The sequence below is a fragment of the Aeromonas tecta genome (assembly GCF_000820185.1).
GTDB lineage: Bacteria > Pseudomonadota > Gammaproteobacteria > Enterobacterales > Aeromonadaceae > Aeromonas > Aeromonas tecta.
Window position 1 is genome coordinate 439 of the sequence record NZ_CDCA01000017.1, and the last position, 15,410, is coordinate 15,848.

A 15,410-nucleotide genomic window follows, 5' to 3' on the forward strand; every position below is an offset into this window, starting at 1 on the left:
CCCTCTCCCTCGGGAGAGGGCCAGGGTGAGGGGGCACATTCAAAAAGAGTTACAGCTTGCTCCCGCCATCTCACAGACGACTTTGCGTCATTCCACTTTCGGCCTTTCCGCAATGATCCCGCCCCAGACTTCACACAAGCGCATTTCCCCCTCACAAATCCCCCGTATCTTCCATTCACTGCTTACAGGGCCCGGAATGCCGTAAGGGACCAGGGGTCGGATATAGAGAAGGAGCAACAGCATGAAGAGTTGGATCAAGGTCGGATTAGCGGGAGGGCTGGTACTGGTGGCGGGCCTCTGGGGTGGCAGCGTGCGGGCGGCGGGGAGCGAGTGCCTACAGCCACATTGCCCCGGTTATGGGATGGAACACAACCATGATCCGCGCGTCGATTCGTCGTTCGAGATGAGGTTAGCGAGCCAAGACTCTGTCCCTGAGTCTGACGGCGCTTTGGCGCAGTGATGGGTCGACTGCCGGTCCCTGATTAATAGCCTCGGGCGTTAAGGCTGTTCAATCCGGGTCTCCCTTTTATAAGATGGGCCTCTCCCTTGCCTCGCAGCGACCCGGCCTTTCGACCCATGCAAGTTACGCAAGACGTGCAAAATGATTCCCTCACCCGCCTCAAGCAGGCCTTCGTCACCGGCATGTGGGCGTCCCTTGCCAGCATTATCATCGGCTTCGCCTTCAAGGTGTGGCTGGCGCAGTGGGTGGCCAAGGGGGATCTGGCGCTGTTCAACAGCGTGGTGGACTTAATCTCGCTCTCCCTCATCCTGATGACCGGCTTTCGCTCCTCCATGGTGGTGAGCTACTCCCAGACCCGAAACGACAGGGACATCATCAATATCTTCCGCTATTTCCTGATTGGCATGGTGCTGCTCACCTGGGGCGTCGTGATCCCCTATATCAAGCACGGACTTCATATCCGGGTGGAGTATCTGCAACTGGTGGGGATCATCTTCGGGCTGGGGCTCAAGGTCTATTTCACCAATCTGGTGGCCATGTACCGGATGTACGAGATCTCGAACCGGGTCACCTGGCTGGAGCCGCTCGCCAACGCCCTGATGTTCGGGATCTGCTACTTCGGCCTCGGGCTGGAGGCGCTCACCTCGCTGTTCTACGGGCTGACCTTCTCCTCCTTGGGCATCGCCGGTTATATGTATCTACACCGGCGCCGGGCCATAGCCACCCGGCCACTCGCCAAAGTCGCGCTGGGCCCCGAGATGCGCAGCTACGTGAAGAAGAGCTTCACCGCCTCGCTGGAGGCGGGGGCCAGCATCCTGATGATCTACATCACCGTGCTGCTCACCATCCGCCACTTCAGCCTCGACGAGCTGGGGGATTTTCAGGTGGTGGTGCGCCCCATCTTCACCTATATGACGCTATTGTTCGTCTTCCCTATCTACCGCTTCGTGCTGCCGGAATTGGCGGTCAATCTGCGCCGTGGAGATCACCGTCAGATCCGGCTTATTCGTAGCTGGATATTCCGCCTAAGCGCTGTGGTTAGCATAATATTCTTCACAATAATGCTGCTGGCGGGCAAGTCGCTGGTATTGCTGCTGTTCCCCGCCGACTATGTGGGGGCGGTGCCGGTGCTGTTTCATTTTTCCATCTTCTTTATCTTTATGATGCTCAACGGCTATCAGCTCGCCTATATCAAGGCCCATGGTCACTTCACCCAGAGCCTGATCATCCGGCTCGTGGGCATAGTGGCACTGGTGGCGGCCTACTACCTGGTGGCCGAGTTCACCGCCAACGTGGTGGCCATCATAGTGGCGCTGGGTCTTGGCTATCTGGCGATGTTTATCCTCTCCACCCTGGCGGAGCGACGGATCCTTAAGTCTCTGCCACCCGAGCCGCTCCCTCAGCCCTCGTGATATCTGGATAAGAGCAATAAAAAACGCCCGACCGGGCGTTTTTTATTGCGGGTCTTGGTGCAGGAGGTGAAGGCCAGTCCCCTCATCCCCGACTCTTCTCCCCTTGTTGATGACAGAAAGTGGGAGAAGGGAGCCAGCCGATGGAGATGGTGAGGGAGCGATATCCCGTGATGGCAAAGGCCGTCGTTAACGCTTGCCTTTACCGCCGAGCGCCTGCTTTCTGGCTTTCTGTTTCTGGGCGGCCCTGCTATTGCGGCGGAGCTCGGGTTCGAACTTGGTGAGGTCGGGCTCAAACCCCGGGAACCACTGCTGGGGCAATCGGGTATCGAGCACGGCTTCGACCTTTTCGAGCTGAGGGGCGTCGTCCTGGCTAAACAGGGTGATGGCGAGCCCCTTGTTGCCGGCGCGGCCGGTGCGGCCGATGCGGTGCACGTAATCCTCCGGCTGATGCGGGAACTCCAGGTTGATCACGTAGTTGAGATCCAAAATATCCAGCCCTCGGGCCGCCACGTCGGTGGCAACCAGCGCCTGCAGGGTGCCGGCGCGAAACTCCAGCAACACCTTTTCCCGCGCGCCTTGAGAGAGATCCCCGTGGAAGGCGAGCGCATTGATGCCCGCCTTGCCGAGTCGCTGAGCCAGCTGGTCGGCCCCCTGGCGGGTGCGACTGAAGATCAGTGCCGGCGCATAACCCTTCACCTTGATCAGGTGCTCTACCAGTGCCTGCTTGCGATCGCTGTCCACCGTGTAGACCCGCTGCTCGATCTCCGCTGCCGTGGTGTTGCGCGGAGCCACTTCGATCAGTGCGGGATCGCGCAGCAAGACCTTGCAGAGGGCGAACAGGTTGTCGTCGCAGGTGGCGGAGAACAGCAGGGTCTGACGATCGGCCGGGATCTGTTTCAGTAGCGCCTTGATCTCATCCATAAAGCCCATGTCGAGCATGCGGTCCGCCTCGTCGAACACCAGATGACGGAGCTGCGAGAGGCTGAGCGCCCCCTGGCGCAGGTGATCGAGCAGCCGGCCCGGGGTGGCGATCAGGATATCCACCCCGGCTTTGAGCGCCTCCACCTGGGCGGCAATACTGACGCCGCCGTAGACCAGGGCGCTGCTGAGCCCGCTCTCTTTGCCATAGCGCAACACGCTCTCATACACCTGCACCGCCAGCTCGCGGGTCGGCACCAGCACCAGGGCGCGGATGGGGCGAATGGCGGTTGGCTCCGTTTGCTGCGTCATCAGCAACTGCAAGATGGGCAGCACGAAGGCGGCGGTCTTGCCGGTGCCGGTCTGGGCGCCTGCCATCAGATCTCGCCCGGCCAGCACCAGGGGAATGGCGCTGGCCTGAATGGGGGTCGGCTGCTCATAACCGAGCTCGCGCAGGGTCTGTTGCAGGGAAGGGGAGAGGGCCAGTTCGGTAAAGGAGGCAGAGGACATAGGGGCACCAGTCTGGAGTCGTCGCGGCCAGGGCCCGACAGAAGCAATCATCGTGGCCGGGATGGTAGCAGAAGCGCCCCCCTGAGCAGAAGGCGATTGCGGCATCCCGCAACTGGCCCGGATTAGTCCGGCTCTGCGGGGTTAGCAGGTTGGGGCGGCACATCGTCGGCTCTGATGAGCTCGATGGCCTGGCCGTGATAGAAGGCGATGTTGTGTTTGCCATGCTGCTTGACGTGATAGAGCAGCTCATCGGCCAGGGCGACGGCGTCCGCCACCGTCAGGTAGTCGCGGATGCGGATGATGCCCGCCGAGAAGGTGATGGGGGCGGGCAACTGGGCTATTCGCAGTGGCTGCGCCAGCAGGCGAGTGACGGCGTGGCGCACCGCTTCCTCATCATCCAGCCCCTTATAGAGCGCGATGAACTCCTCGCCGCCCCAGCGAATGGCGGTGTCTCCCTTGCGAATGTTGTGGTGCAGGTGGCGGGCGAAGGCGGCGAGCGCCAGGTCCCCCACGCCGTGGCCGTAGTTATCGTTGATGGCCTTGAAGTTGTCGATGTCCAGGATCATCAGGTAGTCGTGCTCCTGCAACAGAGCCGTATTGAGAATGTCCCGTCGTGGCAGCTTGGTCAGGTGATCGGTATAGGCCAGGGTGCGCAGGCGGAAGTAGACGCGTCGCCCGGTCAGCATCAGCAGCAACAGCGCGATCAGGTAGAGCTTGAAGGCCGGACCGTACAGCGCCACCTTCATGAAGTCGGCATAGGTATAAGACCACTTCAGATAGAGGCTGGTGCCCGCCTTGGTCTGCATGAAGGGCGTGCTCAGACAGAGGTGGTGAGGGCGACAGGGCTCGACCGCATTGAAGGAGATGACGGTGCGGGTCGGGTTGAGGGTCTCGAAGGGCTGGAACACATCCTTGAAGGCGGCATCGATGGCGATGTCGATCCCGGTCAGGCCATAGCGATAGTCCTGCTTCGCCTGCTCGTAAAAGACGAAGGGGAAGTACATGGTGATGGTCTGCAGCTGGGTAAAGCTGTCGGTGTAGATCCCGGACACCTGCGCCTCATCCTTGCTGCAAGGGACATGGGTGGTGTTGAAAGCGGCGCAGCCGAAGTAGTGACGCCAGGGGGCAATCTGATCCAGCAGGCTGTTGTTTGGCAGCAAGCGGTTCGGCAGATCGCGATTGTCGGCCATCATGCCGAGCAGACGATGGTCGTCAAAGATGGCGTAGAGGTTGATGACCTCGGGGTAGGAGAGGGCGTACTGGTAGGCGATGAGCGTCTCGTTGGTCGCCGGCAGTATGGGGATCACCGCGAACCGTTCTCGGGTCTTGAAGTTGTAACCGTAGACGTAGGCGGCGGCGTCCCGGTTATCGCTGAAGATGGGGATCTTGATGGCGCTGCCATCGATGAACTGCGCCAGCTGCTCAGGCTCTAGAATGCGGGCCCGTTGATAGAACACTTCGAACACGTTTTGCTGCTTGGCGGTGATGAGCTCCATGTCATGGCGGATGCTGAAATAGGTGTAATTGAGCACCACGGCCAGCCCCGACAAGACGACACACAGCAGGGCCAACCTGAACGGCCATTGGCGGGGGATATCGCGCATTTTTGATACCGGCATGCCTGAAGGTTTCCTAGGGAGCGAGAGGGCGCCGCTCATCGGTTGACTCGACTCAGTATAAACAACCCGCCGTGCCGGGTGAGCATCAGCCCGCTGTTATTAAACTGCAGCGGCGATAAATATCAAGGAGATAGATAGCCTTTAGCGAGAGTGAAAGATGGTTTCCAGCGCCGCGACCATGGCCCGTACCCGGCTGGCTTTTTGCAGGTCGGGGTGCAGCACCAGCCAGATGTCGACCGGATCGGCGAGACTGGGCAGGATGCGCACCAGATCGGGTTCCTGATCTGCCAGGAAGGTCGATAGCAGGGCTATGCCTAGTCCCTGGCGGGCCGCCGCCAACAACGGCAGCTGGGCATTGCACTGCAGCACCACATTGGGCTCATGCAGCGGCTCCCCGCACAGGTTGTGCCAGTGCCGGGCAACCAGCTCTTTGGAAAACAGCAGCAGGGCGTGCTGGCTCAGGCCGTGGCCGCTCTTGGGCGTGCCGTGGCGGGCCAGATAGTCACGGGAGGCATAGAGCCCCATCTCTATGGTGGTGAGGCGCTTGATCACCAGCTCGTCGTTGTCGGGGCGCAGACCCCGGATGGCGAGATCGGCCTCTCGATAGGCGATGTCGCTGACGTTGACCGCCGTCTGCAGGTTGAGGCGGATACCGGGGTGGCGCTCGCGCAGCAGGCCGAGAGCTGGTAGCACGAAGGCCTGGGCCAGGGTGTCCGTGGTGGCGATGCGTACCTCGCCGCACAGGTTCTGCTCGTCGGCACTCGCCTTGCGCGTGATGGCCTTGATGGCCTGCTCCATGGTGCTGGCATCGGCCAGCATGGTCTCCCCGAGCGGGCTCAGATCATAGAGTTTGGGGGTGCGGATAAAGAGTTTGGCCCCGAGATTCTGCTCCAGCGTGGTGATGCGCCGCCCGACGGTCGCCTGATCGACCCCCAGCACCCCGGCCGCGCCGCGCAGTGTGCCCTGTCTTGCCAATGCCAGAAAAAAACGTGCGTCATCCCAGTTGATCATCGAGCCTCCCGCTCCAGTGTCCCCCCGCTGGGGCGTGCCCATTAGAAGCCAGCCCCCGCGGGATCACAAGCCAAGCTTGGGGCTTTATGCCTGCAGATAGATGCGGTCGAAATGCATTTTTGAGGAGGGATGATGCATTTGTGCCGCTGTCGGCGGTGGATGGCGGGCGCTATCATGGCCGCCTCTCATCAGCGGGGCGCGGCCCCGTGCTCATCGGAGTCATTCATGTCATCCCCCTTATCCGGCGCCCGCCCAGGCGTCATCTTGTGGTTTTTGCCCCTGGCCCTGATGTCGGCACTGCTTAACAGCAGCGTGCCCACGCCGCTCTATCCCCACTATCAACAGGTACTGGCGCTGAGTGATGTGAGCCTCACCCTGATTTATGGCGGCTATGCGGCAGGGGTGCTGATCTCGCTGTTCGGGGTGGGTAATCTGGCGGGGCGGCTCGCAGACTTGCGCGCCCTGATCCTGCCCGCGCTGTTGGCCATCGTGGGAGGGGCTCTGCTCTTCGCGCTGGCCGATTCATTCTGGTCACTGTTGTTGGCGCGGGTATTGGCCGGGATCGGCACCGGGGCGCTGACCGGCGCCGCCAATGTGGCGCTACTGCGCTTCGGCCCCCGCGATGGTGGCAAGCGGGCAGCGCTCAGTGCAACCCTCTCCTTCACCGCCGGGCTGGCGCTGGGTCCGGTGTTCAGCGGGCTGGCACTGCAGCTGGATTTTTATCCGACCCATTTTCCCTTCCTGCTCATCATGGGGCTGGCGGCCTGCGCCATGGTGGGCGTCGTGCTGAGCTGGCCCGCCAGGGGGCAAGAGCCTCAGCCCAGGGGGCAGGGGCAGGGCAAGGGATCCCTGGCTGAGGGGTTGAGAGCAACCGGACTGGGGTTCTTTCTCTGCGCGCTGGCACTGTTTACCGCCTGGGCGGTGGCCGCCAGCCTGCTGGCCATCGGCCCCAAGGTGGCGAGCCAGTTGCTGGGAATGCAGGATCTTGGCCTGTTTGGTTATCTCATCGCCGCCTACATGGTGCTTTCCGGCCTGTGCCAGCTATGGGCGCGTCGCCTCGATGCCCGCCACACCCTGCAAAGCGGCTGCCTCGCCCTGGCACTCTGCGTGTTGCTGCTGGTGGGGGCCGTGCACGCTCAGTCGTGGTGGCTGGCCGGGCTGGGGCTGCTGGTGGCCGGTTATGCCCAGGGTGCGGTCTTCGTCGGCAGCGCCACCCTGGTCAATCGCATCGCCCCCAGTGCCAGTCATGCCCGGCTGGTGTCGCTCTTTTATGTGATCGCCTATGTGGCCAACTGGGTGCCGGTGTTGCTGGGTTGGGTGAGCGACAACGCCGGCCTGCTGGCGGCGGTGGATCTGCTCGCCGTCGGCAGTATCCTGATCAGTCTGGGGCTGGCGTGGGCGGTGTCGCGTAGCCGTTTCGAGCACGCGGCGCACTAATCGACCAGCGTCACCCGTTCGGCATCAAGGTGATGCATCCACTCTCGCAGGATCAGCAGCGCGGCGGCAAAGTGGCGCGCCTTGGGGAGCTGGGCCGCCGCCAGTGGATCTCCCTCCACCATGGCGACAAACTGGCCGAATAGCTGCTCGACGCTCTCCCGGCTCAGTTCATGGCTGCCCAGCATGCTGGCGAGCGGGAGCGGGCTTTGCAGAGTCAGCAGGGGGTGAGCCGGGATCCGGGCGGCCAGCGGCATCAGCTCATCCTCCACCACCATGATGGCCTGCTCGAGCTCCAGTGCGCTCGGTGGATCCTGGCGAAAGGGGCCTGGCGTCATGGCGTCGAGACCGAAGGCCAGGGGGTACTCCCGGGTCACGCCAGCCTGGGTCAGCTGCACCCGGCTGCTCTGCTCCCCCAGGCTCAGCAACAGTGTGGGGCTCGCGCGTTCTGTCATCCTCATTCCTCTTTAGATCGTTCAATAGCCCTATCCATACACCCGTCCGTGCCCACAGACGAGCGCTTTTCTCCCCCATCTGGGGCTGCCAGCTTGCAAAGTAGATTCAAGATGGCATTCTAGATGTCTAAATGGCTATTTCTAATCCCCGGATTTTAGGAGTTCTGATATGGATATTCGTTTCGCTCCCCGCGCCCTCGCACTCTCCCTTCTGCTGGTGGGGAGCTGCGCCTTCGCCAACGAGGCGCTGGTCATCCAGACCGACTTTGGCCTCAAGGATGGCGCCGTCTCGGCCATGAAAGGGGTTGCCTTCGGGGTGGACAGAAGCCTGCCGCTCTATGATCTGACCCACGAGATCCCGGCCTACAACATCTGGGAAGCCTCCTACCGTCTCTATCAGACCATCAACTACTGGCCTAAAGGCACGGTATTCGTGAGCGTGGTGGATCCCGGTGTCGGCACGGCGCGCCACTCTGTGGTGCTCAAGACCAAGAGTGGCCACTACATCGTCTCGCCGGACAACGGCACCCTGACCCTGGTAGCCGAGCACTTCGGCATCGAGGCGGTGCGCCAAATTGATGAAAAGCGCAATCGCCTCAAGGGCTCCGAGAAGTCCTACACCTTCCACGGCCGTGACGTTTACGCCTATACCGGGGCGCGACTCGCCTCCGGCACCATCAGCTTTGATCAGGTGGGGCCGCTGCTGCCCGCCGAGGTGGTGACCATTCCCTATCAGGCCGCCCTGGCCGAGAGCGATGGCACCATCAAAGGCACCATCCCCATCCTGGATGTGCAGTACGGCAACGTCTGGAGCAACATCGACGAGACCCTGCTGACCAAGGCGGGGATCAACAAGGGTGACAATGCCTGCCTCAAGATAAGTGAGGGGGATGTGCAGAAGTTCGAGGGCAAGGCTCCCTACGTCAGCAGTTTTGGCGATGTGCCGGAAGGGCAGCCGCTCATCTATCTCAACAGCCTGTTGCAGGTGTCGGTTGCGCTCAATATGGACAGCTTTGCCGCCAAACATCAGGTGGCATCCGGTGCCAACTGGCATATCAGCCTGAAGAAGTGCTAGCGATGCCTGCCTGAGCGGGTTCGCAGACAGACTGTGACAGTCAAGAGGCCCGACGCCTGCAAAGCGTCGGGCCTCTTGTCATCGGATGGGAAATGCCATGGTAGGGGGACAGTGGGGTGACAGTTGTTATCAATATGAATATTAGCTGAACGCAATTGATAATGATTGGTATTTGGGTGGATAATCGCCGGCCTGTCTGCCCACCGCAACCAAACAATGAAACCCATATTACTGCTGGCCAGCTTGCTGGCCCTGACCGCTTGCAACGACAACAGCAGCGACGGCTCCAATCCAGTACCTCCTGTCGTCGAACCACCCGTTGTCACCCCGCCTGTCATAGATCCGCCGATCGTCACGCCTCCCGTCGAGCCGCCGCAGACCCATACCCGCGCCGAGCTGACTCTTGCCATCGATCTGGGTGACCGACTGGCGCCGGGGGCGACCCTGAACCTGCGCCAGCGCGCCACTGGTATTGGCAGCTCCATTACCCTGAGCGGCCAGGGCGATACGACTCTGACCCTGCCCGTCGGTCTGTTGTTGAGTGCGCCGCTCGAACTCAGCGGTGAGCAGGATGGTTATATCCTGCGCGCCAGCAGTGGCCTGGTGGCTGACCTGGCTGCCGGCGACAATCGGGCTCGCCGCGCCGCCGCGCCGATACTGCGATTGGATGAGGAGGAGACTGCTCTCTTCCTGCTCAGCGATCTCAACGGTGATGGGGCGCTCGATGCCAGCGAATGGGCTCAGGGCGGCGAGATCCGCCTGCAGCAAGAGGCAGCCATTCAGGACTACGCCACCCTGCTGCGGGCCCAGCGACTGGGGGCCGAGCTCAACTACCCCGACAGCTGGCAGATGCTGCTGGCACTGCGGGACGACAGTGCCGCCCGCAACTGGTATCGCCGCACCAATGGCGCCGCCATTCAGGCCGCCCAGAGTGCCCTCTATCCGGCCAAACCGATCATTGCGGACGAACCCGAGACCGCCGAGCTGCTGCGACTGGATGCCCAGGGCAAGTTGCTGACCCAGGGAAACTGGCAGTGCCTGCACGATGTGCGCACCGTCTCCAGCGTCAAGGGCAGCCAGTACTGGTTGCCGGGGGAGGGCTTTATGAGCTCGGCGACGACTCCCCAGGATATGTTGTCACAGCGTCCGGCCAGCTGTGGCCAGACCGGCTGGCGCCTGCCGACCCTGGTGGAGTTCGAGCGCCTGCTCAGCACCGATAAGCAGGGCTGGCGTTATCCCCATACCTTCGCCCTCGCTATGCCGGAGTGGATCTGGCTGCTGGATGGCGCGAAGGAGCGACTCTATCAGCCGCTCACTCGCAGTTGGCGCGATGAGGGGGCGGGCAGCCTGCTCTGGTATACGGTCTCTCTCTACCCCGTGCGCCCCTCCGTGGTGCGTGACGGTGCCATGCCGGATCTGGCGGCGCTGCGGGCGCAATACGCCGGCGACAGCAGCCAGTGGCCAGCCGCCAATGTGGATGAAGGGGTACAGTGGCAGGAGCTGGGGGCCATGCCTGCGGTGCCCTTCCCGGCCGACAACCCTTATAGCCGCGCCAAGGTGGTACTGGGTCAGCAGCTGTTCTTCGACAAGCGGCTCTCCCAGGCCAACGACATCAGCTGCGCCAGCTGCCACGATCCCCAGAAAGGTTGGAGCGACGGTCTGAGCGTCTCGGTCGGTCATCTGGGCCAGAAGGGCATCCGCAACGCCCCGACTATCCTCAATGCCGCCTACAGCAGCACCCAGTTCTGGGATGGCCGGGTCGGCTCCCTGGAGGAGCAGTCCCTGCACCCCATCAGCAATCCGGTGGAGATGGCGCTGGATCACGACGAACTGCTGACACGGTTGCGGGCCAGCCCGGACTATGCGGCGGCCTTTGCCAGCGCCTTCGGCGATGATCATATCTCCCTGGATCGGGTTGCCAAGGCGATCGCCACCTTCGAGCGTACCATCATCAGCAGCCCGAGCCCGTTGGAGCGCTTCGTCAAGGGGGATACCCAGGCACTCAACGACAAGGCGCTGTGGGGCATGCATCTGTTCAGAACCGATGGCCGCTGCATGAACTGCCACTCGGGCCCCTTGCTGAGCCAGCATCAGTTCGAGAGCGTGGGGCTAACCTATTACGGCCGCAACCTGGAAGACAGGGGTCGCTTCCTGCAGACCCGCCAGCAGGCGGACATGGGACTGTTCAAGACCCCGAGTCTGCGGGACGTGGCCTTCACCGGCCCCTATATGCACAACGGCGTCTTCCCGATCCTGGCCCAGCGCCTCGGCGGGTCTGTGCAGGGGGTGGTGGCCATGTACAACTTCGGCGTCACCAAGTGGAGCACCGGGGTGGGCTTCCCGACCGGGGCGGACATCCACGATCCCTTCTTCCCCAAGGCGTCCGATCACCTCCACGCCCTGGGTCTGACCAACGACGAGCTCGACGCCATCGGCGAGTTCCTGCGCGGCGCCTCTGCCGAGCCCAGACGCACCCCGGCCAGTGTCGCCGAGCTGGGTTTGAGCGAGGTGGATGACGCCAGCCCGGTCGGCCCCATCCCGGTGGATCTGGTGGTGACACCGGCCCTGCCTCAGCTGGAGGTGGGTCGCACCCTGGCGCTGCAGGCGGCCATGCGCCTGAGCGATGGCACCCTGACGACATTGAATGAACCGGCGACTTGGCTCAGCGAGCTGCCCGAACTGGCAAGGGTCGATGGGCAAGGGGTGGTGACCGGCCTGGTCGTGGGCCCGGCTCGGCTGCGGCTCAGCGTCGGTGGCCGCACCCTGGCGGTGCGGGTACAGGTCGTGGATGCCCAGCCTGACTTCAGCCAGGGTTGTCATCAGCCCGAGCTGGTGGCGGGCAAGCTCTCCTTCGTTTGCTCGCTCACCCAGAGCGAAGCGGATCGACTGGGGATCGCCTATGACGACACCGCGAATGATGAGGATGGGGATTACAACCCCTTCACCGCCAACTACGCGATGATGGGTCAGGAGCGAGCGCGGGGATATTGCCAGCAACTGGTGGCCCGTGGTCACGACGACTGGCGCCTGCCGACGGCCCAGGAGCTGGCGAGCCTGTTCGCCGCCTATCACCAGAGCGGTGAAGAGATGAAGCTCTTGACCGAAAAGGGCTGGCCGCTCTACAGCCGCTTCTGGAGCAGCGACGCCAGCAATGGCGACGGCGAGGCGCCCCTGCTCGATCTGGGCACCGGTGAGCCCCTGACCGATCTGCCAACAGAGGCCCATGCCGCCGCCTGTGTGCGGGCCATCTAACGTGCAAGCATTCCGCTATCGCAATAAAAACGGGCGCCCAGGCGCCCGTTTTTATTGTCCTTATATAAGGAATAAGGAATAAGGAGTAAGGAGGAACTCAGAACTCGTTGGAGAGCGCCTTGTAACCCTTGACCAGATCGATGTTGGTGTGGGCCACGTCCTCGGAGAACTCGGTGGCATCCACAGTGACCCGCGGGATCTCGGCCAGATCGCTCTGCTGGTTGATGCGGGTGGTGGAGGGCACATAGAAGCCGGCGGGCAGATCGCAGCCGTCGACCACCGAGTTGTGGCGCACCACGCAGCCTTCGCCGATATGGCAGTTGAACAGCACGCTGTTGAAGCCGATGAAGACCCGGTTACCGACCTCGCAGGGGCCATGCACTATGCTGCGGTGGGCGATGGAGCTGAACTCGCCTATGGTCACGGCGGCGCCGGACTTGGAGTGGATCACCACGCCATCCTGGATGTTGGAGTTGGCGCCGATGACGATGGGCTCCATGTCACCGGTCTCGTCCACCTCGTCGGCACGGATCACGGCGTAGGGGCCGACAAACACGTTCTCCTTGATGATCACCTTGCCGCAGATGATGGCGGTCTTGTCGATATAGGCGGATTCGTGGATGACGGGCAGGTGACCTGAGGGATTCTTGCGGATCATGTTACGTCCTGTTGCAGCTGAATTCGGGGATAGGGTGGCGGGACGCAGGGGCTCGCCGGAGAGTCAGCTTACGCCTCTGATCCGGCAGGGGAAACCCTTTACTGGTCTGACCCATATTAAGTAGGGACATTTCAGATGGTTGTTTTTCGGGTCCCATCGGTGGGAACATGGGACTCGGTGCTGGGGCGTTCAGCCTTGCCAGGGTGAACAACAAGACGTGAAGGAGAAGATGGATGAAGCAGATGATAGTGTTCCTGATGGGAGCCCTGTTGGGGATCTCGGCGGTGCAGGCCAAGGGGCGGGCCGGGGAGTTTGACTACTATGCGCTGGCACTCTCCTGGTCGCCCCAGCACTGCGCCGTCAAACCGGGGGATCGGGAGCAGTGCAGCCGACCGCTGGGATTCGTGCTGCACGGCCTCTGGCCCCAGTATCAGCGTGGCTACCCGAGCGATTGCAGCCGCGAGCAACTGGATCCCGAGATGGAGCGCGAGTTCGCCGGGCTCTACCCCAGTCGCTTCCTCTATCGCCACGAATGGCAGAAGCACGGCACCTGCTCCGGCCTCGAGCAGCCGCAGTTCCATCAGTTGGCCAGCACCCTGCGGGAGAAGGTGGCGGTGCCTGCGGCCTATCAGTCTCCGGCCCAACCCCTTCGCAAGAGCCGTGACCAACTCAAGCAGGATCTGGTGGAGGCCAACGCCTGGTTGTCCAAGGGGAGCATCACCCTGGCCTGCGCCGACGGTGGCCGTTTCCTGCGGGAGATCTATGTCTGCATCGACAAGGACGGGGAGAGTGCCGTTCCCTGCTCCGACGAGATGCGCAAACGGGAGGCTCGCTCCTGTGGTCAGCCAGATTTCCTGCTAAGAAATGTGCGTTAAATAGCGAGTGTAATCACTCTCTTCGCAATATGGCAGAGAGATAAAGAACGTTATGACACAGGGAGGCGATGAATGACTGAGGTGAAACAGTTCCCGGCGAATGAGCGGGCCTTGCTGCTTGGGGTGAAAGGAGTTGGCCCCACCGTCATCGGCCGGCTCGAGCAGCTGGGCTACCACAGCCTGGGCGAGCTGGCCCAAGCCGATGCTGGCCATATCGTCCAGCTGGTGGCCAGCATGCTGGGATCGAGCTGTTGGCAGAACAGCCCCAAGGCGCGGGTTGCCATCGAGGGCGCCATCGCCCTGGCCAGCGAACAGATCAGAGCGCAGGCCGGCGCCCATGAAGGGACGACGCGGGAGGCGCAAGCATGAGCCTGCTCGATCTCGGGATCCGCTACCCCATCATTCAGGCCCCCATGGCGGGGGTGCAGGACTGCGCACTGGCGCTGGCGGTCAGCGCCGCCGGCGGGCTCGGCTCCCTGCCGGCCGCCATGCTGGGCCCCGCCGAGTTGCGCCGCGCCTTGAGTGAACTTCGAGAAAGCGGCCGTGGGCCCTTTAACATCAACTTCTTCTGCCACCATCAGCAGGCTCTGGATCCAGCCGAAGAGCGCCGCTGGCGACAGACATTGGCCCCCTATTATGCCGAGCTGGGACTTGCGGCCGATGCCAGCCTGAGCGGCCCGAGCCGTGCCCCCTTCAATGCAGAACATGCGGCCATCCTGGCCGAGTTCAAACCCGCCGTGGTCAGTTTTCATTTCGGCCTGCCGGCTCCCGAGCTGCTCGATAGCGTGAAGTCGTGGGGGGCCAAGGTGCTGGTCAGCGCCACGACTGTGGCAGAGGCGCGCTGGCTAGCGGAGCATGGCGCTGACGCCATCATAGCTCAGGGGCTGGAGGCAGGGGGCCATCGTGGCCACTTCCTCTCGGACGATCTCAGCCTGCAGCAAGGCACCTTCACCCTGTTGCCGCAGATAGTGCAAGCGGTGAAGCTGCCGGTCATCGCCGCCGGGGGCATAGTCGATGGCAAGGGGATCCGCGCTGCCCTGGCACTCGGGGCGAGCGCCGTGCAGATGGGCACCGCCTTCCTCTGTTGCCCAGAGGCGAGCACCTCGGCTCTGCACCGGGCCGCGATCCACTCCGAAGGAGGTCATCATACCGCGCTGACCAACCTGTTCAGCGGTCGTCCCGCCAGAGGCATCGTCAACCGGCTGATGCGAGAGCTGGGACCGCTATCTTCCATTGCGCCAGCCTTTCCTTATGCCAGCAGCGCATTGTCACCATTGCGCAGAGCGGCCGAAAGGGGAGGGGATGCTGGTTTCTCACCGCTCTGGGCCGGGCAGAATGTCTCGGGCTGCCATCCTCTGCCGGCAGCCGAGCTGATAGCCAGCTGGATCGAAGCGGCCGAACTGGCCTGATGCTTTCCTTATATAGCTGTCGTCTTCTCTATATAGGCTACGACTGACGGTCTCTTGGCTTGGAGAGTTGATTCTCCCGCTGATAACAACGGTTCTGAGCACCTTGAAGGCCCATGCAGCGAGGGTTTTGTGGATAACTTTGTATAAAAGCTGTGGTTTGATATGAATAACTAATTAAATGCCGATTTTTACAGTTTTATTGCAATAAGCCCCTTGCCAACGTGATCTATCTCTCTATAATGCGCCACATCGACAGGGCAAGCGGCAACGCAAACAACCCGGTCGGTGCCTCGAAAAGCCTTTGAAAATAAGGCTTGACTCG

12 protein-coding genes are annotated in these 15,410 nt (G+C 62.3%); 7 read left to right on the forward strand and 5 right to left on the reverse strand.

The genetic code is table 11. From position 1 onward, the window contains the following. Positions 1 to 576 precede the first annotated feature (576 nt). Complete coding sequence (locus tag BN1137_RS03910) at positions 577 to 1,872, forward strand: lipopolysaccharide biosynthesis protein (protein ID WP_050717355.1); 1,296 nt, start codon at positions 577 to 579, stop codon at positions 1,870 to 1,872. 186 nt (positions 1,873 to 2,058) lie between these two features. Here BN1137_RS03910 and BN1137_RS03915 read toward each other — a convergent pair whose 3' ends face one another. The 3 genes from BN1137_RS03915 to BN1137_RS03925 all read right to left on the reverse strand — a co-directional run bounded on the left by BN1137_RS03915 (position 2,059) and on the right by BN1137_RS03925 (position 5,930). Further along, positions 2,059 to 3,300, reverse strand: coding sequence for a DEAD/DEAH box helicase (locus BN1137_RS03915; RefSeq protein WP_050717345.1), 1,242 nt, complete (start codon positions 3,298 to 3,300; stop codon positions 2,059 to 2,061). Positions 3,301 to 3,422: 122 nt separating this feature from the next. Further along, the gene (locus BN1137_RS03920) at positions 3,423 to 4,919 is read right to left on the reverse strand and encodes a GGDEF domain-containing protein (protein ID WP_083443356.1); all 1,497 of its coding nucleotides are present in this window, start codon (positions 4,917 to 4,919) and stop codon (positions 3,423 to 3,425) included. A 141-nt stretch (positions 4,920 to 5,060) separates the two neighbouring features. Further along, the gene (locus BN1137_RS03925; protein ID WP_050717347.1) at positions 5,061 to 5,930 is read right to left on the reverse strand and encodes a LysR family transcriptional regulator; all 870 of its coding nucleotides are present in this window, start codon (positions 5,928 to 5,930) and stop codon (positions 5,061 to 5,063) included. A gap of 225 nt (positions 5,931 to 6,155) precedes the next feature. Between BN1137_RS03925 and BN1137_RS03930 the strand changes: the two genes are divergently transcribed. Continuing rightward, complete coding sequence (locus BN1137_RS03930; RefSeq protein WP_050717348.1) at positions 6,156 to 7,367, forward strand: MFS transporter; 1,212 nt, start codon at positions 6,156 to 6,158, stop codon at positions 7,365 to 7,367. On the opposite strand, the gene BN1137_RS03935 is transcribed toward BN1137_RS03930, so the two are convergent. Next, positions 7,364 to 7,819 (reverse strand): hypothetical protein, encoded by a 456-nt coding sequence (locus tag BN1137_RS03935; protein ID WP_050717349.1) that lies wholly within the window; start codon positions 7,817 to 7,819, stop codon positions 7,364 to 7,366. The genes BN1137_RS03930 and BN1137_RS03935 overlap by 4 nt on opposite strands. A 169-nt stretch (positions 7,820 to 7,988) precedes the next feature. On the opposite strand from BN1137_RS03935, the gene BN1137_RS03940 reads away from it, so the two are divergent. After that, on the forward strand, positions 7,989 to 8,894 hold the full coding sequence (locus BN1137_RS03940; protein ID WP_050717350.1) for an SAM hydrolase/SAM-dependent halogenase family protein: 906 nt from the start codon (positions 7,989 to 7,991) through the stop codon (positions 8,892 to 8,894). A gap of 216 nt (positions 8,895 to 9,110) precedes the next feature. Beyond that, positions 9,111 to 12,146 (forward strand): cytochrome c peroxidase, encoded by a 3,036-nt coding sequence (locus tag BN1137_RS03945; protein WP_050717351.1) that lies wholly within the window; start codon positions 9,111 to 9,113, stop codon positions 12,144 to 12,146. Between the two features lie 97 nt (positions 12,147 to 12,243). Here the strand turns inward: BN1137_RS03945 and BN1137_RS03950 are convergent, their stop codons facing one another. Further along, complete coding sequence (locus BN1137_RS03950) at positions 12,244 to 12,804, reverse strand: gamma carbonic anhydrase family protein (protein ID WP_042641619.1); 561 nt, start codon at positions 12,802 to 12,804, stop codon at positions 12,244 to 12,246. A 233-nt stretch (positions 12,805 to 13,037) separates the two neighbouring features. Here BN1137_RS03950 and BN1137_RS03955 point away from each other — a divergent pair, with 233 nt between their 5' ends. The 3 genes from BN1137_RS03955 (at position 13,038) to BN1137_RS03965 (ending at position 15,088) form a co-directional block, all read left to right on the forward strand. Further along, positions 13,038 to 13,679 carry a ribonuclease T2 family protein gene (locus BN1137_RS03955; protein WP_050717352.1) on the forward strand — a complete coding sequence of 214 codons (642 nt, stop codon included), beginning with the start codon at positions 13,038 to 13,040 and terminating at the stop codon, positions 13,677 to 13,679. 72 nt (positions 13,680 to 13,751) lie between these two features. After that, positions 13,752 to 14,048 carry a Pathogenicity locus gene (locus BN1137_RS03960; protein WP_050717353.1) on the forward strand — a complete coding sequence of 99 codons (297 nt, stop codon included), beginning with the start codon at positions 13,752 to 13,754 and terminating at the stop codon, positions 14,046 to 14,048. Beyond that, a complete protein-coding gene (locus tag BN1137_RS03965; RefSeq protein ID WP_050717354.1) occupies positions 14,045 to 15,088 on the forward strand; it encodes an NAD(P)H-dependent flavin oxidoreductase in 1,044 nt (347 codons plus the stop codon). The genes BN1137_RS03960 and BN1137_RS03965 overlap by 4 nt, the downstream gene beginning before the upstream one ends. The last annotated feature ends 322 nt before the right edge of the window (positions 15,089 to 15,410 follow it).

Excerpts from the sequence above, each read along its gene's own strand:
- BN1137_RS03910 (WP_050717355.1), top strand. The coding sequence starts at position 577 with ATGCAAGTTACGCAAGACGTGCAAAATGATTCCCTCACCCGCCTCAAG.
- BN1137_RS03915 (WP_050717345.1), bottom strand. The coding sequence starts at position 3,300 with ATGTCCTCTGCCTCCTTTACCGAACTGGCCCTCTCCCCTTCCCTGCAA.
- BN1137_RS03920 (WP_083443356.1), bottom strand. The coding sequence starts at position 4,919 with ATGCCGGTATCAAAAATGCGCGATATCCCCCGCCAATGGCCGTTCAGG.
- BN1137_RS03925 (WP_050717347.1), bottom strand. The coding sequence starts at position 5,930 with ATGATCAACTGGGATGACGCACGTTTTTTTCTGGCATTGGCAAGACAG.
- BN1137_RS03930 (WP_050717348.1), top strand. The coding sequence starts at position 6,156 with ATGTCATCCCCCTTATCCGGCGCCCGCCCAGGCGTCATCTTGTGGTTT.
- BN1137_RS03935 (WP_050717349.1), bottom strand. The coding sequence starts at position 7,819 with ATGACAGAACGCGCGAGCCCCACACTGTTGCTGAGCCTGGGGGAGCAG.
- BN1137_RS03940 (WP_050717350.1), top strand. The coding sequence starts at position 7,989 with ATGGATATTCGTTTCGCTCCCCGCGCCCTCGCACTCTCCCTTCTGCTG.
- BN1137_RS03945 (WP_050717351.1), top strand. The coding sequence starts at position 9,111 with ATGAAACCCATATTACTGCTGGCCAGCTTGCTGGCCCTGACCGCTTGC.
- BN1137_RS03950 (WP_042641619.1), bottom strand. The coding sequence starts at position 12,804 with ATGATCCGCAAGAATCCCTCAGGTCACCTGCCCGTCATCCACGAATCC.
- BN1137_RS03955 (WP_050717352.1), top strand. The coding sequence starts at position 13,038 with ATGAAGCAGATGATAGTGTTCCTGATGGGAGCCCTGTTGGGGATCTCG.
- BN1137_RS03960 (WP_050717353.1), top strand. The coding sequence starts at position 13,752 with ATGACTGAGGTGAAACAGTTCCCGGCGAATGAGCGGGCCTTGCTGCTT.
- BN1137_RS03965 (WP_050717354.1), top strand. The coding sequence starts at position 14,045 with ATGAGCCTGCTCGATCTCGGGATCCGCTACCCCATCATTCAGGCCCCC.